17 protein-coding genes are annotated in these 24,942 nt (G+C 59.6%); 5 read left to right on the forward strand and 12 right to left on the reverse strand.

Translation table 11 applies throughout. The features are described 5' to 3' along the window. Window positions 1–120: 120 nt before the first annotated feature. The gene (locus HQL63_03500) at window positions 121–1,020 is read right to left on the reverse strand and encodes a PstS family phosphate ABC transporter substrate-binding protein (GenBank protein MBF0175898.1); all 900 of its coding nucleotides are present in this window, start codon (window positions 1,018–1,020) and stop codon (window positions 121–123) included. 102 nt (window positions 1,021–1,122) lie between these two features. On the opposite strand from HQL63_03500, the gene HQL63_03505 reads away from it, so the two are divergent. The 5 genes from HQL63_03505 (at window position 1,123) to HQL63_03525 (ending at window position 9,416) form a co-directional block, all read left to right on the forward strand. Next, window positions 1,123–2,919: a hypothetical protein gene (locus tag HQL63_03505; GenBank protein ID MBF0175899.1), complete on the forward strand. Its 1,797-nt coding sequence runs from the start codon at window positions 1,123–1,125 to the stop codon at window positions 2,917–2,919. A 112-nt stretch (window positions 2,920–3,031) separates the two neighbouring features. Beyond that, the gene (locus HQL63_03510) at window positions 3,032–3,517 is read left to right on the forward strand and encodes a GNAT family N-acetyltransferase (GenBank protein MBF0175900.1); all 486 of its coding nucleotides are present in this window, start codon (window positions 3,032–3,034) and stop codon (window positions 3,515–3,517) included. Between the two features lie 4 nt (window positions 3,518–3,521). After that, a complete protein-coding gene (locus tag HQL63_03515) occupies window positions 3,522–5,030 on the forward strand; it encodes a RimK family protein (protein MBF0175901.1) in 1,509 nt (502 codons plus the stop codon). Between the two features lie 46 nt (window positions 5,031–5,076). Then, window positions 5,077–7,530, forward strand: coding sequence for a tetratricopeptide repeat protein (locus tag HQL63_03520; GenBank protein ID MBF0175902.1), 2,454 nt, complete (start codon window positions 5,077–5,079; stop codon window positions 7,528–7,530). Window positions 7,531–7,550: 20 nt separating this feature from the next. Continuing rightward, window positions 7,551–9,416: a pyruvate kinase gene (locus HQL63_03525; GenBank protein ID MBF0175903.1), complete on the forward strand. Its 1,866-nt coding sequence runs from the start codon at window positions 7,551–7,553 to the stop codon at window positions 9,414–9,416. Here HQL63_03525 and HQL63_03530 read toward each other — a convergent pair. The 11 genes from HQL63_03530 to HQL63_03580 form a co-directional block, all read right to left on the reverse strand. Continuing rightward, window positions 9,382–10,884 carry an urea transporter gene (locus HQL63_03530; protein ID MBF0175904.1) on the reverse strand — a complete coding sequence of 501 codons (1,503 nt, stop codon included), beginning with the start codon at window positions 10,882–10,884 and terminating at the stop codon, window positions 9,382–9,384. The genes HQL63_03525 and HQL63_03530 overlap by 35 nt on opposite strands. 237 nt (window positions 10,885–11,121) lie before the next feature. Continuing rightward, the gene (locus HQL63_03535; protein MBF0175905.1) at window positions 11,122–12,621 is read right to left on the reverse strand and encodes an asparagine synthetase B; all 1,500 of its coding nucleotides are present in this window, start codon (window positions 12,619–12,621) and stop codon (window positions 11,122–11,124) included. A gap of 158 nt (window positions 12,622–12,779) precedes the next feature. After that, a complete protein-coding gene (locus tag HQL63_03540; GenBank protein MBF0175906.1) occupies window positions 12,780–14,969 on the reverse strand; it encodes an urea transporter in 2,190 nt (729 codons plus the stop codon). Continuing rightward, window positions 14,966–16,339 carry an alanine racemase gene (locus HQL63_03545; protein ID MBF0175907.1) on the reverse strand — a complete coding sequence of 458 codons (1,374 nt, stop codon included), beginning with the start codon at window positions 16,337–16,339 and terminating at the stop codon, window positions 14,966–14,968. The genes HQL63_03540 and HQL63_03545 overlap by 4 nt, the downstream gene beginning before the upstream one ends. A gap of 204 nt (window positions 16,340–16,543) precedes the next feature. Then, window positions 16,544–17,650, reverse strand: coding sequence for an ATP-grasp domain-containing protein (locus HQL63_03550; protein ID MBF0175908.1), 1,107 nt, complete (start codon window positions 17,648–17,650; stop codon window positions 16,544–16,546). Continuing rightward, window positions 17,647–17,922, reverse strand: a complete 276-nt coding sequence (locus tag HQL63_03555; protein MBF0175909.1) for a PqqD family protein — start codon at window positions 17,920–17,922, stop codon at window positions 17,647–17,649. The genes HQL63_03550 and HQL63_03555 overlap by 4 nt, the downstream gene beginning before the upstream one ends. Before the next feature lie 299 nt (window positions 17,923–18,221). Next, a complete protein-coding gene (locus HQL63_03560) occupies window positions 18,222–20,258 on the reverse strand; it encodes a FecR domain-containing protein (GenBank protein MBF0175910.1) in 2,037 nt (678 codons plus the stop codon). Further along, window positions 20,255–21,613 carry a DUF560 domain-containing protein gene (locus HQL63_03565; GenBank protein MBF0175911.1) on the reverse strand — a complete coding sequence of 453 codons (1,359 nt, stop codon included), beginning with the start codon at window positions 21,611–21,613 and terminating at the stop codon, window positions 20,255–20,257. Before HQL63_03565 ends, HQL63_03560 begins: the two co-directional genes overlap by 4 nt. A gap of 243 nt (window positions 21,614–21,856) precedes the next feature. Beyond that, window positions 21,857–22,183 (reverse strand): STAS domain-containing protein, encoded by a 327-nt coding sequence (locus HQL63_03570; GenBank protein ID MBF0175912.1) that lies wholly within the window; start codon window positions 22,181–22,183, stop codon window positions 21,857–21,859. A 15-nt stretch (window positions 22,184–22,198) separates the two neighbouring features. Further along, window positions 22,199–23,743 carry an SDR family NAD(P)-dependent oxidoreductase gene (locus tag HQL63_03575; GenBank protein MBF0175913.1) on the reverse strand — a complete coding sequence of 515 codons (1,545 nt, stop codon included), beginning with the start codon at window positions 23,741–23,743 and terminating at the stop codon, window positions 22,199–22,201. Between the two features lie 254 nt (window positions 23,744–23,997). Next, window positions 23,998–24,759: a methyltransferase gene (locus HQL63_03580; protein MBF0175914.1), complete on the reverse strand. Its 762-nt coding sequence runs from the start codon at window positions 24,757–24,759 to the stop codon at window positions 23,998–24,000. Between the last annotated feature and the right edge of the window lie 183 nt (window positions 24,760–24,942).

A 24,942-nucleotide genomic window follows, 5' to 3' on the forward strand; every position in this document is an offset into this window, starting at 1 on the left:
CACATCCTGGCTTTTCCTGCAAGGGGGGCAAATAGTTACAAAAATACTGAAACAGTTACGGTTTCTCTTGCAAGGACGCCGAATGGTCAAACCATTTTTTTCCGGTGGCGCCGGGCTGTTTCACGGTCGGCTGACCGGATTGGGTTGAAAGCCAGCCAACTGTAGGAGCCGCTGCCCCGTCACCCCCATGACCCACTGGATGAAGGTCGCCACATCTCCCTTGGGTTTTCCGAGGGTATAGAGGAAAAGGGGGCGTGTCAGGGGATAGGTACGGGCATTCACCGTCTCTGGACTTGGCGCCAGGCAGGAACCGCCCGTCCCCTGCATGAGGCACAACGGCTTGACCTTGCCCCCAACAAATGCCATGGCCGTAAAACCGATCGAGCAGGGGTTGGAGGCCACATGCTGGACCAGATCCCGGCTGGTCATGAAAGTACCCAGTTCCCGGCCCATGCGCCGCTTGTCCCGCATCAGTAAATCCCGCATGAAGGCGTAGGTACCAGACTTGTTTTTCAAGCTGAGCAGGCCGAGGCGCTGGCCTACGCAACCGGGCACGGTCACTCCCAGGTCGGTCCAGCGCCGAATGTGCGGGTGTATCCCGAAAATGTCACCCAACTGCTCGACATGGACCCCCTTCAGGGGGTTGTCGGGATGAACGATGAGAACCACCGCATCCCAGCCAACAATCGTCTCCACCGGCTCGTCATGGCCCCGTTTGACAGCCAATTGCTTCTCCCGGATGCGAATGGGACGGGAGGAAGCCGCAATATCCACATGGCCATTGATCAGGCTGGCAACCCCGTTATCGGCGCCCCTCCCCTCGACGGACAGAAGCACGCCGGGATACTCGGCACGAAACCCTTCGGCCCATCCATAAAGCGCCTCGGCCATGGTCTCGGAACTTCGGATGCGTACCCGGGCAACGGTCTCATCCTCCCCGGCCCAGGCCCAGCCGCCCAAGCCACCCGACCCGAACGTCAATCCGGCCAAGAGAAGCAACCAGAGGTTTTTCACATCCATCCTCCGTAACCCGCCGTGGGCATTCCAGTGGTACAGGGAGAGACTGCTGGACGAAAATTCGGGACCAAGAGCCCATCACCGCCAGAATAGCACGATCCCGGGATGCGGAGCAACACGACGATCACCCACCGAACCCTGGGCCATGCATCCCATTGCAGAAATTCCTCTGGACAAACACACCGGCTAGCACGAGAATCAGGGGTTCGTCCTGGATCACCAGCATCAGCCCTGTCAGGATGCCAGACGGTGAAATCGGAACACACGGTCAACCACTTTCGCCAAATCATTCTCTGGCCCCTGCAATTGATGCCCCTGGCAGACAACGCCGGACAGCACCACTGGGAACTGCTGGAACAAAACCGAAGCGACAGCCCATGGCGCCGGGTCGAAAACAAATTCACCGGCAACAAACGCAGCGGCGGACCGGGATTTCAGGAGAGGTATTACAAAGAGTTTGTCACCTTCCCCCCTTACGTACAGCGCTTTCTCTATGGCGAAAGCCGCAGCCTGAACATGCCCCACACCGAGGATCCCCCGGGAGACTCCGCCTTAAAAATATTCCGAAGGCACGACGTGGCAGCCTTGCGTCTGACCTTGCATACGGACGCAGCCCCCATCCTGCTGGCAGTCCCCTTCGTTGGCCTCTATTTTTTTGACGACATCGATGTCGTCTTCCTCAAAGTCGAGGTGACGGCCAGCCACCTCCCTCTCACCACCGTCCGCGACATCATGTATCGTTTTGGACGCGCCTATCCAACAGGGTGGGACGATGTTGGCCAGGGGGTCCATAACGCGGCCAAAGTCGAGTGGCTCGCGACGGATGGCCATTGCATCGCCTCGTCCGATTTCGACAACCGGGATAAATTTCTCTCCTTCACCCGTTGGCATCGTGCGCCCTGTTCGTCATCCCATTGGGCCTTTCTGCTGCGCCCCCTGGCCCTGGATCCCTCCGAAGAGGTGGGCGAGATCCGTTACCGGCAGATCGAACACCACCGCATGCCACTGATGGCCTATGTCGCCGTCGATGACCCCCGCAGCATCTCCCGGGAAGAGTGGATCCGCCTTGGTCTCATCGCCACCCTGCACCCGGAAGAGCCCATTCCCATCCACGATTCGGACGTGACGGAATTCAACATCCGCTATTGCTACGACCGCTTCTGGACCAATACCGATACCGGCTCCAACACCCGCTACCTGTGCAGCGGACGCGCCCTCATCGTGGTCGGCGATGCCCGCGAAAGCTATTTTCTCAACAGCGATCGCGGCATCCTGGCCCATTTCCGGCACCAATACTTCATTCTCTTCCTGATTGCCCACCTGCATCGAGCCGCCCTGTTGATTTTTTCCGACCGCCTGGTCGACGCCATCCACGACATGGATATCAAACAAGCCAGCTCCGTCAACAAATTCCGGCAACGGATTCATTCCAGTTTCGATGCATTCCTGCGTTTTACCCATCGCTACTGGTTTCATGAAATCTCTGAACGCCCACACATGCAAAGCCTCTTTCGCCTCTGCTCCAACTGGCTGGGCAACGACGCCCTTTATGACGAGGTCAAGGAAGAGTTGCGCGATATGAGCCAATATCTCGACAGCGACGCGCAACGCCGCCAATCCACCACCGTGGTGCGCCTGACTGTCGTCACCACCATCAGCCTGGTCGGCACAGTGGCCACCGGCTTTCTGGGCATGAACATCATCGATGAAGCGAATGCACCCATCCTGCTGCGTTGGAGTTATTTTTTCCTCACCATCCTGGGAACGGTGGCATTTGTGTTGTTTTCCATCATGAAATCCAGGCGGCTCTCCGAACTCATGGATATCCTCTCCGACAACCGCACCCCTTTGCGCACACGCTTTGCCCTGATCGCCGCATCCTCCCGCCAACCTCGCCCATAGCCCCTCCTCCCAGGCCGGTGCATTTTCCTGCATGCAAACGCAAGCTCGCCGTGGACTGTTGGTTCAGGAAGGCCTATCTTTATCGCCCGGTGTGCGATGCGTAAGTCGTGACATGCTACCCATTCCCGATGACGGATCAACCATGGTCCAATTGCGTCCTGCCTGCGTGGCGGATATCCCCAACATGGAACAGATTGAAAGGGCCTGTTTTGCGACGGATCGCCTGGCCGGGAAACACTTCCGCCACTTGTTGACGCGTGGCCATGCCATCACTCTGATCGCCCTGTTGGCGACACGAATTCAGGGCTACGGCCTGCTGCTTCTGCGCCGCAACTCCCGCTCTGCCAGACTTTATTCCCTGGCGATCCATCCCGCTGAGCGCCGGGCGGGCCTTGGCCGAATCGTGCTGTCCGGTCTGGAAGAGATCGCCATCTCCCATCAACTGACAAGTATCCACTTGGAGGTTCGTGTCGACAATGCACCAGCCATCGCCTTCTACCACGGCCTGGGCTACCGCTCATGCGCGATCCTTGCCGGCTATTATGCCGACCACCAGGATGCCTACCGCATGAAAAAAAGGCTGGATGACAAACACTGAAACCATGGGCACTCCCACCAAACACCGTTACACCATCGTCGTTGACCGAAGCCCGGACTGGAAATGGAATCCCGAGGGTTTTCATATTCTGACAGCGGATGACTTCCTGGCCCAACCCCTGGTCCAGGCCAAATCCGCCGGCCCTGGCCGCATCATCAATCTATGCCGCGACTACCACTACATGAGCGGCGGTTATTACTGCTCGCTCCTGGCCGAGGCCCGGCGGCAACTCCCCATGCCAACCATGGCAGACATTCTGGATCTCTCCGGGAAAAAGCTCTACGCCTTCGCCCTGCCGGAGCTGGAAGCATCCTTGACCCGCATCCTGAAACGTCTGGCCGACCCGCCAAGCCAGGATTTCTCTCTGCATGTCTTTTTCGGTCATGTGGACGACGCCCGGTTCCGCATCCTCGGCGACAAGCTGTTCGATACCTTCCGTTTCCCCCTCATCAAAATACGCATCCGGCGCAAAACCAAACGTTGGGCCATCACCTCGATCCGTCCCCTGGGATTGCATCAAGTCTACACGGCGCAAAGGGCCTTCTTTGAAACCAGCCTGCGCAGCTATACCCGAGCCCCCGCCCGCCCCAAAGCCAATCGGGTGCCGGAGTTGTACAATCTGGCCATTCTGCATGACCCCCACGAAGCCCTTCCCCCTTCCAATCCCAAGGCCCTGGAGAGATTTATCCGTGTCTCACGCGCCCTGCGCATGGAAGTGGAACTCATCACCCGCAAGGATTATCACCGCATCCCCGAGTTCGACGCCCTGTTCATTCGCGAAACCACTGGCCTGAATCACCACACCTTCCACTTTGCCCGTAAAGCCGAACAGGAAGGACTGCCGGTCATCGACGACACCAGCTCCATCATCCGCTGCGCCAACAAGATATTTCTCTTTGAACTGCTCTCCAGCCATGGCCTGCCCACGCCAAAATCCATGTCCCTGGACCGGTTTTTCTTCAATCTGGAACGGATCACCGCCATGGAGGAGTGGCTCGGATATCCCATGGTCCTGAAAGTGCCGGATGGCTCCTTCTCACGCGGCATCCACAAAGCCAACAATCGCACCGAACTCGAAGAACACGCCGCCCGCCTGTTCGTGGAGTCGCGCCTGATCCTGGCCCAGGAGTACATGTATACGGCTTTCGACTGGCGCATTGGCATCCTCAACGGTCGACCGCTCTTCGCCAGTCAATACCACATGTCCCGCAACCATTGGCAGATCTATCGCCACCGGCCCGACGGCTCGGTGGCGGGAGGTGGTTTCCGCACCATGCCGGTCGAAGAGGCCCCAGCCGATGTCGTCGAAACCGCGCGCCGCGCCGCCACCCTGCTGGGAACCGGATTGTACGGCGTCGATCTCAAACACAACAACCGTGGCGTCCACGTCATCGAGGTCAACGATAACCCCAATATCGACCATGGCATCGAAGACAAGGCCATCAAAGATCTCCTGTATACCCGCATCCTGAAAGAGTTCATCGAACGCATTGAGGCTGGCCGACGAGGATAGTACCTGCACACGCCGGCTAAAAGATCGCTTCCGGAGAGCCTGACCCATGTCCGATCATCGCAAAGCTCGGCAAAGACATGTTCAGCACGCATCCACTTCGTCGCCAACACCCGTCCGACAATCGGCCTTCGACCTCTATGCCGAAGGCAAGCTGGCCGCAGCCTTGGCAACGGCGGAGATCGCCCTGCGTGCGCACAGACAGGATGTCGACCTGCTGAACCTCGCCGCCTATTGCCATGGGCAGTTGGGCAACCCGCAGCAGGCCTTGGACCTTTGGCAACAGGCCCTCCGGATCAAGCCAGATTATGCCGATGCCTATTTCAATATTGGCAATTTTTTGAAACAACTCGGCCTTGTCAAAGAAGCCGAAGCAGCCCTCCGCCAGGCCCTGCACTTCAAGCCCAACCATGCGGACTTCCACAACAATCTGGGCAACCTGCTGAAAGAACAGGGGCGTCTCGACGAGGCCGAGACCATCTACCGGCAGGCCCTGCACCACCAACCAGACCACGCCGATCTGCATGCCAACCTGGGGGTACTCCTCAAAAAACAGGCTCGCTTCGAGGCGTCCGAGCTGGCCCTGCGACAGGCCCTGCGCATCCGCCCGGATCACGCCAACGCCCTCTACAACCTGGGAAATCTTTTGCAGGAACAAAACCGCCTTGCCGAGTCGGCAGAGGCCTACCAACAGGCGCTGCACCACCACCCAAACCATGTGGATGCGCTGAACAATCTGGGCAGCGTTTTGCACAAACAGCACAATTTTGCCGCAGCCGAGACCACCTACCGGCAGGCCTTGCAGATCAGGCCGGAAGATGCAGATATCTGCAACAACCTCGCCAACCTCCTGAAAGAGATGCAGGCCTGGGAGGCCGCCGAGGCCCTCTACCGGCAGGCCCTGCGCAGCAGACCCAACCAGGCCGATCTGCACTCCAACCTGGGTGTCCTCCTGAAAAAACAGGCCCGCTACGCCGAGGCGGAACACGCCTTCCGGCAAGCCCTGGCCATCAGGCCGGATTTCGCCCATATCCACTACAATCTGGGCACGCTCCTGCAAGAGACCCAACGCTTTGCCGAAGCCGAGTCCGCCTATCGGCAAACCCTCCTGCACATGCCCGATCACGCCGATGCCCACAACAATCTGGGCAATATTCTGAAAATTTTCAAACGCTACGATGAGGCCGAGGCGGCCTACCGACAGGCCATGCTCTGCCGGAACAACTTTGCCGAAGCCCTCAGCAATCTGGGCTCCCTCCTCCAGGATATGCAACGTTTCGACGAGGCCGAAGCCGCCTATCGGCAGGCCCTGCACCTGCAACCCGACAACTCCGGCGCTCACAACAATCTGGGCGTTCTCCTCCTGGATGTGGGGCAACCCGATGCAGCCATCCTCTCCTTCCGCCAGGCCATTGCCATACAGCCGAATCTTGTAGCGGCCCACCGTCACCTCGCCTTCACCAAACGGTTCAAACAAAGCGACCCGGACCTGTTGGCCATCGAAAAACTGTTGTCACAAGAGGCCCTCTCCGATGGAGAGATGGCCCAGTTGCACTATGCGATCGCCAAAGCCAAAGCGGATCTCGGCACCTTCGATGAGGCCTTCTCGCACTACCTGCAAGGCGCCCGTTTGAAACGCAGGGAGTTCGATTATCATATCACGGAAATTCAAAGTTATTTCAATGCCATCACCCTCCGTTGCACGGCCAGGTGGATCGAAACGCATGCCAGGAAAGAGCGATCCGGTCCCATTCCGGTGTTCATCGTCGGCATGCCCAGGTCCGGCACCACCCTGGTCGAGCAGATTCTTGCCAGTCACCCCCTGGTCCACGCCTCGGGTGAACTGGAATTTTTTCGGAAGATGATCGATGAACACTACCTCCGCCCCGAACAAACCTGGCCCGACTGGCTGGAGAGTCTCTCCACGGAAGAGTTGGCGCAACTGGGCCAAAAATACCTGCAAGCCTTGACGCAGCCGGCACAAGGCAAAAAGTGGATCACCGACAAAATGCCAAGCAACTTTCAATATCTTGGCTTGATAGTGGCTGCCCTGCCCCAGGCACGCATCCTTCATGTCCAGCGGGATGCCGCCGACACCTGCCTCTCCTGTTTTACCAACTATTTTACCCATGGACAGGCCTTCTCTTATGACCTGACCGAACTGGGCATGCACTATCGCGCCTATGCCGGCCTGATGGACCATTGGCGCAGCGCCTTGCCACCCAACCGGATGTGGGAGATCCGGTACGAACAGTTGATCGCGAATCCAGAACCGATGATCCGCGACCTGCTGGCTTTCTGTGGATTGACGTGGCACCCGGCCTGCCGTGAATTTTATCACACCAAAAGGCCGATCCAGACCGCCAGCGCCTTGCAGGTGCGCCAACCTCTGTATCAAACCTCCGTGCAGCGCTGGCGCGTCTATCAGCAGCAACTGGCACCTTTGTTTGCGGCCCTGGGACCATGGGCCCCGCCGGAGTGGTCTCTGGCGCGCAAAGGGTAACCGTCGACAAGGAATTGTTCATGGACAGACCGGAAACTTTGCAAAAAATCCATCGTCTGATCGAGGCTGTCTCCACTCTGCGCCAGCGGTGCCTGCTTCACGAACAGGCCCACGCAGAGGCCGTCGCGGAGATTACACCGAATGATCGTCCAAGCGCACGAAATTTGCTGCACTATCTGGCGCTGCGTCAAAATGACCTCGGCACACTACAGGAGGCGCTCTCCTCACTCGGCCTCTCATCGCTTGGCCGACTCGAAGCCCATGCCATGGCAACCCTCAATGCCGTGCTGAAAACCTTGCACCGACTGGCCGAGCAACCGCCCCCGCACATCAACCCCGATGATGCCCCGGTCGATTTCACATCGGGGCCGCGACGGCTGCGCGAACACTCCAAGCAACTCCTGGGTCCAGAACCTGTCAACCACTCCGAACGCATCATGGTCACCCTGCCGACGGAAGCTGCACACTCCATGGATCTGCTCAGAAACCTGTTGGCAGTCGGCGTCAACATTGTCAGAATCAATTGTGCCCACGACGGACCCAAAGAGTGGGTTGCCATGGTCAACAATCTGCGTGCTGCGGAGCAATCCCTCGGTCGCTCCTGCCTCGTTCTCGCCGACCTCTCCGGGCCAAAACTGCGCACCGGCGCCATCCTCCTTCCGGATCCGGTCATCAAGATCAAACCGCGCCGAACCTACGATGGCGCCCTGGTTGCACCCGCACGCATCTGGATCACCCCGGCAAACGCACCCACGCCCCCCCCCGGGGGTAACCCTGATGGACAATTGTGGGTGGAGGGCCCATTGCTGGCCAACGCCCGGCCCGGCCACTTGATCGGTATCGAGGAGCGACGAGGCCGCAAACGAACCCTGACTGTCAGCGAGTGCAACCGAGGCTCGTGTTGGGCCCTCTCTGACTATACCCTCTATGTGGCAGAAGGGGCCGCCCTCACCCTGCGAGATGCGGATGGACACATCCTGGGCATGGGCCACGTCGTTGGCGTGCCACAGGTGCAGGAACCCCTGCTGCTCCAACGCAACGACACATTGATCCTGACGCGAGGGGAGGAACCAGGTCATCCGGCACGCAGGGACAGCGATGGAGAGATCCTGGAACCCGCCCGCATCTCATGTACCCTGGATGCCGTCTTCGAGTGCATTCGACCTGGAGAACAGGTGTGGTTGGATGACGGTACCATCGGCGGCATAACCCGGGCCGTCACCGAGGATGAGATCACCGTCGAGATCACCTACGCCAAGCCCAAAGGGTCCAAACTTCGGGCCGAAAAAGGCATCAACCTCCCCGACACCGAACTCCATGTTCCCGCCATGACCGAAAAGGATTTCGCGGACCTTGACGTGGTTTTCCCCTTGATCGACATGGTGAGCCTCTCCTTCGTACAAAGACCGGAAGATATCTACACCCTGGAACGACGCATCAAAGAGATGCATGGCAAACATATCGGCATTGTCATCAAAATTGAAAATGCCTCAGCCGTGGATCGTCTCCCGGCACTGTTGCTGGCCGCTTTGCGCTCACCGCCGGTCGGCGTCATGCTGGCGCGCGGCGATCTCGCCGTCGAGGTCGGTTTCGAGCGTCTGGCCCAGGTTCAGGAGCAGATTTTATGCCTCTGCGAAGCCGCCCATGTGCCGGTCATCTGGGCCACCCAGGTGCTGGAAGAGCTGACCAGAACAGGGCGGCCTTCACGATCCGAAGTCACCGATGCCGCCATGAGCGGACGCGCCGAATGCGTGATGCTCAACAAAGGCCCCTACATCGTCGATGCCATCAAATTTCTGGATGGAGTACTCGCCTACGTGGACAAACATCAGTCGAAAAAATCGTTCCTACTCAGACGGTTGGGCGTGTTTGATGTTGCAAAATGACGCATTTTTCGGGCGAAGATATCCACCTTTCCGCCACACCCCACATCAAACCGGCAACGTTGAACGAAAGCAGTGGCAACCAGTGGCCAACATGGTGCGCGGCGACCCAGACCACCACACTGAACAACGTCACCACCACAACCGCCACCCCTTTGAACAAACCGGAAACATGCCGGGATCGGCTGCACAGCAGGGCCGTCAGGGCCACTGTCTGCACATGCAGGTCGATCCACAACAATGAACCGGGACCAGCCAGGGCGACCACGATGGCCATGCCGATCCCGGTCAACAGCAAACTGATCCCACCAGCCAGCGGCAGAGAGACAAGCACCACACCGGCAATAACGGGAATGACCCCAACCCGCCAACCCATGAACTCCGCCAGCGCCTGCCATTCGCGAGGATCGACCACAATCCGCTCCCCGTGTACCAGCATCGCCCGATGCAGATCCGCAACAGCCTGGATCGCCGCACCCCCGGCGCTCTTCTGTGCCAAAAGCTCTCCCAGCGCCCTCTGACTCTCCGGCCAGCGCTGCGCCGCGAGCAGGGCGCGACCCAACCCCTCCCGGGCCAGTGCAGAGGTGGCATCCCTGGCCAACACATCCGAAAAAATGGCGAGGGCCTCCGCAACCTGTCGGGAACGGAGTGCAAGCCAACCCAAACCACTCCGGGTATCTTCCAGGTGCAGATTGGAGCGCAACGCCTGTTGAAACCGCGTTTGGGCCTCGACATCACTCCCGTGTTGGTACAAAACCCACCCCAGGCCATCCAGGGCATGAGCGTGGCAGGGATCGCGTTGCAGCGCCTGCCGGAAGGCCCGACCAGCGGCAGAATAGTTGGCCAGCTTGAACTCCGCCCACCCCAGACCGTTCCAGAACTCTACCTGTTCCGGGGCAGCGGTGACCAGCGCAAGAAACGCCTCCCTGGCCTGTGGATAGCCCCTCTCGCCATAAAGTTGCCACGCCTTGGTCAGCCGCTCGACCTGAACGGGCCTGGCATGCAACGATCCCTGCGGGAGAGGTAACGTGGCTGCCGGCGGCGTCATCTGATGGTACAAATGATCAACCCAGGCGATCCCCCGCTGCACAGGCAACACCGCCCAGGTCAGGCCCATGGCAACGAGCAGAAAAGGAATGGTCAGGGGCGACAAACCGATGGGTGCATCTCCCCAAGGATACACCATGCCATCCAACAACCAGGCCGCCAGCCAGGCCGCCAACACCGTCAACACCACAGCGCCCACCGGATGGGAAAAGTGCCATGCCACCAAAAAACCACACAAAGCACCATTGACCCCATACCACCCGGTCACCAACAAGCGGCGGTCACGCTGGCGCCAAAAGGGCCAGAGCGTCGCCACCCATGCCCCCAGAAAAGACAAACCGCACGCCGTCAAGGAAAAAGGGGCGATGCAAAGGGTCAACAACACCCCCGCCACTCCGTGGCGGCAAAGCGCCAGCTGGGCCATGCCCGTCAAAGTGGCCGAAGCGAATAACCGAAGGCTAGTGGACCAACCGACTTGATTTGAAGTGCTCACTTTTCGTGCCTATTCCGCACTCTTTCAAGAAAAGCTTGGAAATGAAAGCCTTTGTCAGGGCTTCGCCCCGAACCCCACCAGGGCGCTGCCCTGGACTAAGCCAGGGAGCCAGCCCCCTGGACCCCGATTCATGGCTTGCCTGCACATCAAATCAACACGGTTGAGCCACTAGCGGCGAAAGAGTGCAAGCAACGGCTCCCCATGGTAACCGGTAAAGTCATGGTATCTCCCGGCATCCGACCAGATGGCCTGGTTGGGGTTGGCCAGAGGAAAACAGGTCCGCCACCAGGGGAAAAATGCCCGGCTCTCCGGGTCATCTCCCCCCCAGCCGGCTGCATCCCCACCCCCAGCCGGCTGCATCCTGGCCAGATCGAATCCCGCAACACCGCTCCCCTCGACCAGAGGAAGCTTTTGCCGCCATTGGATCGCAGGTGGCAACAAGCCAGCCGCCGCCTCCCGCAAGACCCATTTGCTCACCCACTCCCCCCGATGACGGCGCAACCTGGCCTCCATGGGCAGGTTGAGCGCCCTCTCCGCCACAGCCTGATCCAGAAAGGGCACACGCAGTTCAAGGCCATGCGCCATGGTGACCCGATCGACTCGTTGCAGTTCCGTGCGGTGCAGGTTGTTGAAACCGTACTCCATGGCCTGCGGCCACTCCCGGGGCGGCAACCGGGCCAGATAGTCATATCCGGCGAACAGCTCGTCAGCTCCATCGCCACCCAGCACCACCTTGCAGGCCTGGCTCGCAACCTGCGACAATAAATAAAGTGGAATGGCATTGCGCACCATAGTTGGATTGAAGCTCTCCAAGGCGGCGATCACATCAGGCAAAACCGTGCGCACCTTCTCTTCCGTGACCCGTAAGACCTGATGGCGGATCCCCAGATGGGCCGCCACTTCGGCTGCCGGAACCTCATCGGGAGAACCCGGCAAAACCACACTGTAGGCCACGATATCTGGCCGGATCCGAGCAGCCAGGGCCGCTATGACACTGCTGTCGAGCCCGCCACTGAGAAAAACCCCGCAAGGGTCGCTCTCCGGCAGGTGGGAAGCAACGGCCTGCTCCAAAAGTTGCCGCAGGGATGGCCGACGCCACGTCGGGAAACGCCCGGGAAACCGATACCATCGTGCACCACCCCGCGCCGTGAGAAAATGCCCGGGGGGCAAAAATTGCGGCTGGCAGGAAAAAGAGGCAAATGCCTTCAGTTCCGAAGCCAACGCGACTCCCCCCGCCAACCGGGCATGATAGAGCGGTTTGATGCCATAGGGATCCCGTACCGCCACCCAATCCCCACCGGCCAGATCGGCCAGAATAAACGCATACATGCCGCGCAGGCGCTGCAATCCCGCCAACCCGTCCCGCGCCAGCAGGGGAAAGATGACCTCTCCATCGGACCTGGTCCGGAAGGGATAATCGGCAAATTCGCGGCGTAAGGCCTGGTGGTTGTAAATCTCGCCATTGAACGCCAACACCCAACGACCCTGGCCGCACAAAGGAAGAGGATCGCCCACCCGTCCGACAATCGCCAGACGGTGCATACCGATGTGGATCCCCTCGCCCTCGGCGCTGCCGCTCTCGTCAGGTCCGCGATGTCCAAGGGCGCCAAACAGGGTCGTAAAAGTGTCGGCATCCCGGATGCCGATGGTGGCGGCTATGCCACACATGACATAAACTCCAATCACAACGATTCAAAACCATTCCAAAAAAAACTTGGATATGAAAGCCTTTGTCAGGGCTTCGCCCCGAACCCCACCAGGACTCCGTCCTCGACCTGCCAGGGAGCCAGTTCCCTGGACCCCCATGCGTGGCCGGGTGCCGTCGTTCATATCGCCTCATCCCACCCCTCGACACCATTGTCGCTCTTGAAACCGACCCGGAGCAATCGGGCATCGACCCCAACCCCTTCCCCATGCAACGAAAAACCAACAACCCCAACCCCCTCACGGATGAAAGCCTCGCTCCGGCATCGCCACAAGGTCCGTCTGGAGAAAATCAGAGCATGCTCCCCCACCTGCCGCCAAGCCTTGCTCGTGCCATCCCATCCCCGCTGATAGCGGCTCTCGGCCACCACCAACCCTGGCAACAGCCAGGCCCATGCCTGAAGGCGCCGAGGCAGAGGAAGCAACGCCGTGGGCGGAGCATCCCGCCATTCGGCCTCAACCTCGATCAAGGGTGTCAGCCCCAAGGCCAGGACAAAGGCGTCGAAGGCCGTATCCGGAGTGCCAAAACGCTCGTAAAGTGCCAGGAGGTTGTCCGTCTCGACCAACAAAACACGCGCACCACTCTCCGCCACAAAGCCAAAATGGTTTGTCGGGTCGAGATCCACTTCCAAAACCATCTCGCGCTGACCGACAACATAGACCAAGCGGCGCCCGATCTGGATGTGCAAACTGCGTTTCAGGGCTGCGCCGACATGCGGTACAGTCACCTGATCCCCTTCCGTAGGGGTGCTGTCGAGGAGAAATTGCCGACCGATGCATACACCGCTCAAATGAAACGGTCGTGTCGGACTCCCCAGGTCATGACCGGTCTGCACATGCAGATGGATGTGCGGCTGGGGAGAACGGCCCGAATTGCCACACTGACCGATGACCTGACCAGGCACAACGTGCTCATACCAGGCAACCGTGATGCTGTTCTGGCGCAGGTGACCGATCAAAACATGATCATCCCCGCCGATGGCCAGCAAAACATAATTGCCCCAACAATTGACCGGATCCACCTCTCCGGGTGGCAAATCGGGCAGATCGGAACGTTGCGCCACCACCTGACCCCAGGCCGGAGAACGCACAACCTCGCCAAAACAGTAAAAATCCTCCAGGGCTGCACCATCACCACGATAAGCCTGGCCATGCACCAGACGATGGAAATCCAGTGCATGTCGCCAAGGCCCCTGGTGCGTATGGGCGCCTTGAAATCCCTGGTAGACATGCCATCGGCCCAAAAAAGGGGCCCGCAGGGCAACGCTGTGCCGCGATACCCCCCTGGCCTCGGCCTGACGGTTTCTCTCCAGGCTGCGCTCGGGCAGGGACTCGTCCATCCAATAACGAGCCCAGAGCGCACCCCGTTCAGGACGTAACGTCAACATCACCAGCCAAGTCACCGAGAGATAGGGCAGTGCCAATGGCAGCAAATACATGTAGTAGAAAACATTGAACAGCGCCATGCTGACGACACAGGCGCAAGCAGCGGCAAACAGGGCAACCGCCACGGCCCGCATCCCGGGCATGGCAAACAACCCCCCGGTCATGATGGCCGCCATCACAGCGGCACTCCCGGCGACACTCCCGGCCAGTCCCGACACGGGAATGGCAAAACCCATCAAGATCAACTGGGAAACGAGGTGGGCCAGAAGGGCCAGCATCGTCATGGTACGCGAAGAGAGCGCCAGTGCCGCCAGGACAAAGGCCCCCCCCTCGGGAGTACGCATCAGGTAGATGCCCCCCAGAGAGCGTAAAAACTCATGCAGTGGCACCGGCAACCATGGATGCGCAACCGGCAAAGGTGGCAAAGGGGCATACGGCAGAGCCGCAGCGCGCCCCATGGCCAGAAGAAGGGTTCCCACCACAACAAACGACCCCGACAACAATGGCAGGTTGCGACGGTGCAGAATTTCACCCATCCACGCCGAAACAAGGATGGCCAGGGGTCCGGCATACAGGGCCAAGGCCAGGGTCTTCCAGCCGGGCGCAAAAAAAAGGCCGACCAACAGGCCCGACAGAATGCCATTGACCACTTCCAACCCGCCGTGCGTCACGGCAGAGAGCCCCAACAAACGGCGACACGACAAAGTGGCCACACCACCCACCATGCCAAAAATACCCACCCAGGGCCGCATCATGGTGCAGGCAACCAGAAGCAGATTGGCTGCCGGGCGGGTAAAGAGCATGAACGAGCCATAACCATAGACCAGTTCATGCAAAAAGAGGCGGTATGGGTGATTTTCCACTGTCTGGAGAACAGACGTCACCAACCGGTGGCGCTCGGGGTGTTGACCCCGTGGTACCGTCATACCGGCGTCCGCAGGTGGGGTGGCAGCCGGTCGTGCCGGCACATGTCGTCCAACCCTTCGGCCTCCCGGATCACCGACACCTCGCCGGTCGTATGGATGAGAACCACGGCGGGCCGGTATTCAATGAATTGAAGCCATTGGGTATTGTTGTAAGCCCCGGCAGGGTTGAACACAAGCCGGTCCCCCACACTCAAGGGGGGCAGGTGAACCGTATGCCGCATGACATCGATGTTCATGCACAACGGGCCGTACAACACGGTATCGACCGGCTCCCCCGGCTTGGGTCTGGTGAGCTTGACCGGGTGGTGGTACCACAACGCCGTCAGCATGGTGTTGATACCAGCATCCAGGACAGCAGCGGCGCGGCCATCAGCCAGCCGCTTGGTTCCCACCACGGTGGTGGCCAAGGAGATGGCATCGTCCACCACGGCGCGGCCACTCTCGATGATCAAGGTCGGACGCGGGGCGGCACGGTCGGCAAGAGAGGCCTCCAACGCCGCACAGATCGTTGCGCCATACTCCTCCACAGCCGGTACCGCCTGTTCCGGGGGCAGATAGATGCCCTGCAGGGCATTGCGGGAAGGCACCCCCCCACCGATATCCAGGGTATCGATGACAATCTTGCCATCGGCTTCAATCGATTTCATAAAATCACACATCAACCGGACCTGCTCGGCAAAAGCGCGTGTCTCCAGGATGAAGGTGCCGATATGGCTGTGCAGGCCAGTCAGCCGCAAATGGGAGCTGCATTTGATCCGGGTCACGGCACTGTGCGCCTGACCCGACTCCAGGTTGAAACCAAAACGACTCCAGGGATCGGTATAGCCGGTGTTGAAATTGAGACGCAGGGTGACGGGCACCACCTTACCCCGCTCGCGGGCAATCCTTTCGATCAATTCCAACTCATCGAGGTGATCGATGTGCAGCCGCGCACCCTCGCTGATGGCACGTTCCAAAATGGCACGCGGCTTGTTCGGACCGTTGAATATGATGCGCTCGCCAGGCACGCCAAGAGAGCGGGCCTTTTCGTATTCAAAGGCCGAAACCACCTCGGCCCAGGATCCCTCCTGATGCACAATATTGCAAACGGCGCTGATATAGTTGGTCTTGTAGGACCAGCCATGGATCACGGGACTGTAGTGTCGCTCAAAAGCGCCCCGCACCCGGCGCACATTGTCCCGCAACCGCCGCTCGGAGGCGATGAACAGAGGCGAGCCGAAACGCGACAGCAGGTACTCCACATCGATGCCATCGATCTGCTGCCAACAATTATCCCGGGCAGCCCGACGGCCAAACTTGCTGTTGTCGTGCCGATGGGGAGTGATATAGGGAGGTTCCCAACCACGCGGGATATCGACATCTTTGGCCATACTCAACTTGCGCTCCCTGGTCGCTTCGGTGTCCGGTAACGAATCGGGGTCCAGGGGGCTGGCTCCCTGGCAAGACCAGGACGGCGTCCTGGTGGGGTTCGGGGCAAAGCCCCGACAAAAGCTTTCATGTCCAAGCCTTTCTTGAAAAGGTGCTGAATGGTGACCCGAATCGTCACTTGCAACGAGGCGTATCCCTGAAAACTTTCAGGCAACGCGGTTTTTATCACAGGGGGTCACCAGAACACCATTCACCATCATGGCCTGGAACTGTTCCAACGATGTGATCAACTCCTCGGCGTAACGAATGAACAGGGTACCGGGACGTGGCCGGGGCATATCGGTTGGCCGGTCATCAGCGAGCAGGCGCAGCACCACCTGTGGCAGGTTGCACCCAACTCCGTGGGTCAGATAGACCCAGGCAGGGAAGCGTGGATTGATTTCGATCAGATAGAGGCGGCCATCGGTCGCACGCAAGGCCTCCACCTCCAACGGACCACGCCAACGGAGGCCGGAGATGATGGTGCGGCCCAACTCTTCCAACTCCTGGTCATCGATGGAAATGCCAGCCCAGGCCTTGCCTTTGTCGGTCAACGCCCGCTTACGCATCATCACCGGACCGAGCATCTCCCCCCGACCGTCGCCAACGGCAGTCAAGTTGATCTCGTAGCCACCCACAAACTTCTGGACAAGAAGCGGATATCCCCACTTCAGTGCAATGCGATGAAACGCAGACTTGGCCTCCTCGGGGGTATCGGCGACCACAGCGTCATAATAGACACCCTTCACCACCAGGGGATATTCCCAACCCTCATCCCGACAACGATCAAAAAAGGCGACATCGGAGACTTTCTGTGTCTCGGGGGTGTCAAGACCCAGTTTGCGGCACAGAATACCCAGGTTATCCTTGGCCCGCTCCCGCAACTGCTCCAACGTGGGAAGCAGCATGCGCATGCCCGACGCAGCCAGTAGCGCTTCGTTGTGGGCAAAGGTGCTCAATTCAGCGTCCAGACAGGGGATGACCACATCCAGGCGTTCGGCGGCATGAATTTCCAGCAGACGCTCCAACTGCCCTTCACTGCCACAGGAGGGATAAGGGAGCAGATAACCAGCATCGAAGATGGCACCACTGTAAAGGCCAGGGTCCAAAACCTCATACCCCAAGCCAACCAGCCTCCCGGTAAACCCCATCACCTCGCGCAGGCACCTTCCGACCGCCAACCCGGGCCCCGGATTGTCGGGGCGGGCGTTCATTCCGGTGATGCCGATGGTCCAGCGGCGCCAGTCGGCATGACCCTTTTTGAAAGGTATCATGCCAGGTACCGGGCCAATTGCCGAATAAACACCTCAACAGCACCCAGGACCACATCACCCGGAACATCATACCTTTTGGCCAACTCGGCAACCGTGTTCTCCACACTGCCGTTCGCCAGCAACAACTCCACGGTGTCCACACCGGTATGATTGACGGTAAAGCTCTGCCCGGAGCGGGGGTCGAAGGCAAAACCATTGGCGCTGATGGCCAAGGCCGGCAGCCTCTCCTTGCCTATCAGATCCCGCAAAATATCACCCAATTCAGCAGACATGTTTCCAAAACTCCAAGGTATTTCCCATAACCAAACCGACACCGACAGCGACTGGTCATTGACCGAAGCCCATGATGAGCCAGGCAACGCGGGAGAAGAAGCACACCGCCCCACAAACCCCGACCAGCCACAAAAGGGGATGATACGCGCCTGAATGAGCATTTTCAATACCAGCCAAACCATCCATTTCCCACCCCCACGACAGAAGAGCAGTACACCGCATCCACAACCCCGCCAAGAAAAATCGGGAGCAGGATCGCCCCTGCTCCCGATACCGGAAAAGCCTTTTCCGCCTGATACTACCGATGCGGCACGATGAACGGCATCACATTGGTTGGTGGTGGCGGCGCCGCAAAATGCGGGAGCGTCGGCGGAACGACAGGTTGGACCAACGGCATCACCCTCGTGGTCGGGGGGGGTTGCACGGGAGTCGTAGCCGGGTTTGTCACCGTGGACACGGGCGGCAATCCGCCTGTTCCCGTCGGCGCCACTGGTGCAGTCATGACTGTCGGCGAGGTTGTCCCACTCGTGGTTGGCGCCTGCGTGCCACCACTGGTTGCCGGTTGCGTGCCACCACTGGTTGCCGGTTGCGTGCCACCACTGGTTGCCGGTTGCGTGCCACCACTGGTTATTGGCTGCGTGCCACCACTGGTTATTGGCTGCGTACTGCCACTGGTCGCCGGTTGCGTGCTACCACTGGTTATTGGCTGCGTACTGCCACTGGTCGCCGGTTGCGTACCAACACTGGTTATTGGCTGCGTGCCAACACCGATCGGTGCCTGCACCCCGCTACCCGTTGGCACCTGCGCACCACTACCGATTGGCGCCACCTGCACCCCGCCACCCGTCGGCGCCTGCGTGCTACCACCGACCGGCGTCGATATCCCACCACCCAAGGTTGGCGTCTGTTGCGTCCCACCCAAGAACGGAGATATCACGCCACCTCCACCTGGAGCCGTCACGCCACCAAAGGTCGGTCCCACAGAACCTGCCCCTGGTTGCGTCCCGCCTGCTGCCGGACCTTGGCCACCCGCTGTCGGCGCCTGGCCGCCTGCCGGACCTTGGCCACCCGCTGTCGGCGCCTGGCCACCTGCCGGACCTTGGCCACCTGCCGGACTTTGGCCACCCGCTGTCGGCACTTGGCCGCCCGCCAGACCCTGGCCACCCGGCTGCAACTGAGGCGGTAACTGCTTGATCACATCGTTGTGAATCTGGTTTTGCATCTGGCCCTGAGCCGGTGGTGGTGGCGCACTTGTCGCGGGAGGCGGAGCTGTCCCCCGAACACCGATGGAGAACCCTCCACCCAAAGGAAGGCCGAAGGGTATCCCGCCCGCGCCCATGGGTGACAGATTCGGTCCAGCCCCTCCCATAGGTCCGGAAGGTCCGATCGGACCGCCCGGCCCACCCATGGGTCCGGTTGGTCCACCCGGCAGACCCGCCGCTCCGGCAGGTCCGACAGGTCCACCTGCACCGACGGCTCCCCCCTGACCACCCGGTCCACCCGGTCCACCCGGTCCACCCTGGCCACCCGGTCCACCCTGGCCACCCTGATCACCGGGTCCAGCCCGGTCACCTGGGCCAGCCGGCCCACCCTGGTCACCCGGGCCGCCTTCTCTCTGCCCACCTCTCTCTCCAGCACCACCCGACCTGGCACTTTCACTCGATGATGCAGATTTGCCGTCCGCACCTCGCTGTCCTGCCGGTTGCAAAACCGCTGCCTGGCTGGTGAACTGCGGTCTTTGGGTAAAACCTGTCACCATGGCGTTCTGCCCCGGTCGCAACTGCAAAGCACCGGCGCCATTCGCCAGGGTCACGATCCCCTCCTGCACGGAAACGTGCAACCTCTGTCCAACATTGACAGAAAAGTTGGTGCCTCGTACCCCCAAAACAGCAAACCTGGTACGCAACTGATATTTCTTCTCTCCTTCCTTGCCTATGTGCCCGGTCAACGCACGAAACTGACCCGTGATCAGCTTGAGATATGACCGGTTGCCGGGTGCATCCTGCCCCGCATAGTGGTAATCCTCGATGGCAAAGGTGGAGTTGGCGTAGACGGAGATCAGACCGCCGTCGGAAAACCGCAACTGGGCCTGTCCATCCTTGGCCTCAATGATATCCCCGGAGAAAAGTTCACTGCCCTTTTGCAAGGGTTGGGATCGGTGATCGCTCTTGCGAATGGCCAGGATCTCACCTTGTACAGCCACAACCCTGGCGGAAACACCCCCCCCATCCGCCCCCCAGGAAGGATTTGACTGGAGCAAAACCAGGATCGGAACCAACAGAAAACCGATCATGGTGGACAAAAAACGCATGGAAACCGAACGAATCTGGGTCATTGGCCAAACCCCCACTGGAGAGCCACCGATGCAGAGACCCGATCGAAGGCATTGATGGGCACATTGGAATCACTGTGTATATACGAAACCTTGGGTAGCAGACTGAAAGATTTGTCGATCGTATAGGTCGCACTCAGGGTTGCCTGCACTTGATTGTCAGTCCGGCGTTGGTAGTAGAGATTCTCCATGTCTGGATGGTAGCGATACTCGTAACCGACATTGCCGGCAAAGGACCAGGTGGGGTCAAGATACATGGCCGTCCCCAACGTGAGCCCGGCAAAACGGAACCCCGCCTCGGGGGAAAGCGTGTCCTTGGCCATCTCCCTGCCGCCCGTCAAAAGCTGGTAATACGTGAACCGGCTCTCCGGAGCCTTGTAGGTGTGGGTAAGCCCCAGGGCAAGACGATTGGTATCCGCAGGATGGTAATCAGGAAAGGTGGTATCCAGAAATTGCACATAAGAGGCCAGGGACTGTTTCTCGTTGAGAGGCTTGGCCACGTTGACCTGCGCACCCCAATAACGCTGGAAGAGCGTATCCTCCAAAAAATAGTTCTGGACATACCCCACGGGCGTGACGGTCACGTCACCGAAGGTCAGCGCCACTCCGGCATAGGCGTTACCATACCCCTCTTCCTTGTCCTTGCGCTGCCAATCCTTGGTTTGATAAAGGCTCAACCCCCCGATCAGGGTTCTGGACGGATCCAGGGTGTGAGAAATGGCCAACACCCCGCTCAGGGAGTTGACCCAATCGGGGTGCGATTCGGCTTTGCCCAGAGAGATGGGATAGGTGCTGGAAATGGCCGGAATGATATAGACCCCATCGTTGGGGCCGGAGGTGATGTTGTTGTCCCGACCTATACTGGCCTGAATACTCCCCGAGACCTTGGTCTTGCTGGGTGCAGGAGCGGCAGCAGCAGCCGGCGCAGGAGCGATCATCTCCTGCCACTCCCGCGTCAACACCGGAGAGAGGCGGTCCAGATGCAAATTGGCAGCCTCGGCCAAGGCCCGGGTCGTCTCCCCGGACCGATACAGCGACATGGCCAATAACAAACGGGCAGTCTCGTTGCCGGGTTCATACATCAGGAGCCGCTCCAAAGGAAACATCGCCGCCCCATAATCCTTGAGGTGGTATTGCACCGACCCCAACACCAGGTCAAAAGCCGGATTCCCCACATGCTTCTCCTCCAGGGGAGTCAACACAACCAGGGCCTGGGCATACTCTCCGGCGTATAGATGGTCCAGGGCCGCTTGCCAGGGCAGCCCCCCTTTCCCCCCCGCCCGAAGTTGCCCCGGAAGAGCGACCAGAAAAGCGAAAACCATGACTCTCTTCGCCATCATCGTCTTGGTAAAAATCATGACACCCCCACCATTGCATGACAAACACCGGTACCGGTCACCTGCGGGCAACCAGCATCGATCAACCGACTTCGTCCGTTTGCGATTTCCATCCTTGGCCGAATCCTGTCGGAAAAGCCACGGAACAACCAAGTCCGGAATTGGACCCGACACCTAAACCATACCCCTGCAAAACGCAAGGTTTTTTGGTCAGGAAACTCACGCAAAGCTCACGACCACCTCCATGTAATACCGCTGGCAGATTCAAGCCCCAGGCCACCAACCCGACCCTCCTCCTCCATCAATGCTGAAATAGAGCTCAAACTTGGCCGTGGCCAATATTTTCCGCACAAACGGGCCACAGTTGACCAGATGAATCCTGGCCTTCTCCTCGCCGCAATGGTTGCGCAACATGAGGAGCATGCCCAAGGCCGAACTGTCAAACAATGACACATCCTGAAAATCAATAACATAAGTCAATCCGGGATCACGCTGTTGGTAACACTCCCGAAACGCATTACTCAGCCTGAAGTTAAACTCTGCCGGCAAGCGCAGCACCACTTGCTCTTTCGACTCCTCCACCACAATCACAACATCACCCCCCCCTCATCCTGTTGACACGGCGTCCTGTAGGGTGTGAGTCGGCATCGCATGCATCGCCTCGACCACCCGCAGCATCTCCGGCAATGGCGCTGCCACCGGACGTTGGATCAATCCCACCGTCTGGTCCGTCGCCAGACGCGGCAAGCGGCACGTCAAAATGCGCAAACCCGGCATATTCCGAGCCATATGCCGGCACAAAACCTCACCGGCGGCTTTTGCGATGATATACTCGACATGTTCGCGCGGCAGTTGCTCCACAAATATGCTTGATGGGTAGAATACACTCAGATCACCGGATATTTTTTTTCGCAACATCCCTACGAGCCGGACAAAATCTGTGACAAATATTTTGTTGAAACGCGCCAGGCGAAGCGGGTCAAACGTGCCCCCCCCCCCTCCGCCAACCGTGGGAGCGGCAAAATAGTAGAGATGGGTGGGTGAGACATGGGCCAACAAGTCAGTCATGGCTGCGTCCGGTTGCTCCACATCCAGCGCCACTATCCGCCCTCTTCCACCCCAGGTCAGGATCTCCTCGACCACACGCCTGGCATCAGCAAGACCCCGCGCATGGGTGACAATCACCTCGCCACCACCTGCCGCAATGATTTTTGCGGTCATCTCGCCAAGCCCACGCGAACCCCCCACAATCAAAGCCACCTGACCAGCAAAAGATCCGGGCGGCACCTGGGCAGCGACATCCCCCATCAACGCCTGTGCCACCGGGGCCGGACGCACAAAAGCCACCAACCGACCCGCCATGCCTCCCCCCCGGACAGCCATGTGCAACGGGGCCTGCGGCACACTGTGCCGCTCCACCTGCCAGGCGATGCCAGGTGATGTCTCCGCACCATCCAGGCGTATATCCACACCGGAAAACAGCGCATGCAACCCGGGACAAAACATCCCCACCAAACGCGAAAAACCCAACAGAGTGGCCACCACGTGCATCCCCAACACCCGACACGCATCCGGAAATGCACCCTGGATATCCCCAGGCAGGGCCAACAGCGGCAAATAACCGGTCGCACCCTTCAACTCGGCGAAAGCATGTTGCTCGGGCAAAGCCCGTTCTGGCCGCGCCGGAACAAAACCAACCTCCAGAGCGGCACTCTCCCCACAGGTCAGCAGAAGAGTCATGACGGTATCGTCACCCCGCTGGACTGCCAAACGCCTCTCCTGCCCCTCCGCCGTCTCCACCCTCAGGGCAAGATGCTCCCCGGTCAAAACCGGACGCGGAAAGGCCACCGCCATGGCGACAGGAGAAACTCCACCAGCCGCACACCAGACATCCAACGCCCAGGCCAAAAGATACATGCCATGGACAATCACCTCCCCGGTCAATAACCGGCGGGCGGCGACGGCATCCACATGAATCGGGTTCCAGTCGCCGGAAGCCGCCGCAAACCACATCAAATCTTCCGGGGCAAAATGGCGATGGGCCAGTGTCCCTGGCGGACAGATCGCCACAGAACCGGAACAAGGATCCGGGAGAAAAGAGTGCGCCTCGATCCCCGACGGGGTTTGGAGCTGAGACCTGTCAAAGTCCATCGTGTCGAACCTTTTGGCCAAGGAAGCTGAACAGCCCTGACAATTCCATCCTCCATGGATGAATCTGCCAGCGCTATCCCACCAAAAATCTGAGGAAAGAGGGCGCACTCCACAAGTGAAACGATACGGCTTCCAGCTCCAGAATTCAAGATGCACATGTTACACTCCATCCTCGCCATCAGGATGCTTGGCGGCTTGATACTGTCTCATGCAATCATCGTTGTGCTATAAAGGCCTCTCCGCTCCACCGAGGATCAGAATGGGAATAACCTTGTGGTGTCGCCCAAAGGCCTCCCGGCAAAGAGCTGCTGGGAAAGAGATTCTTCCCCGGAAGCACCATCCAGGAACAGGGGAGTGTCCAACAAGGGGGGAATGGTGTGGTGCGGCGTGGTTTTGCAGGCAGTGACCAGGATCAGGGCGACTGGATGGTTCGGACGCGGATGCACCCGAAACAAACGCCATGGGGTCAGGCCGTTGTGCGCCAACGTTGCTGCCATTTCGGCCCAGCGTTCCGGGCGATGCACCACATGACACTGACCGCCCGGACAAAGCAGATCCGCAGCACAGAGCACAAAATCCTGCAAGGTGGCCGTCATCTCGCAACGGGCCTGGGAACGCACCGGATCGGGGGAGAGCCGTCCCTCACCTGGCCGGAAGTAGGGAGGATTGAAAAAAACCTGGTGGTAGCTGCCGGAGGAAATAACCGGTGGTGGGCGCCGAACGTCGCCGGCCCAGGGCTGAATGGTTGCTGCAAGGTTGTTGCGCTGAATGTTTTCCCGGGCGAGTTGCACGAGAACAGGTTGCAGTTCCAGGGCATCCACCAGAACGCCCGGGGAGCGATCCGCCACCACAAGGGATGCCGCTGCGCAACCAGCCCCCAGCTCCGCCAGGCGTTCCCCAGGTGTGGCTTGAACCAGGGCCGCCAATAAACGGCTGTCAACCGATGCCCCGGTACGTCGGCACAGGTCGCCACGTATCGTCAGACGGCGGGTCAGATTCCAAACCTTCTCTGGCATGTTTTTCCTCTTTTTCGCATGACTGATGGATGACAAAACAGACCATGGCAGGTAGAGTGGCTCGCTGGCGCTCTCCTTGAAAAGGCTTTTCTTGAAAAGGCGCTGGCCCGTTTTTCAATCGTCTTTTGTAACTACTCACCACCCGGCCACGAATCGGGGTCCAGGGGGCTGGCTCCCTGGCAG

It is taken from the genome of Magnetococcales bacterium, assembly GCA_015231175.1.
Lineage (GTDB): Bacteria > Pseudomonadota > Magnetococcia > Magnetococcales > DC0425bin3 > HA3dbin3.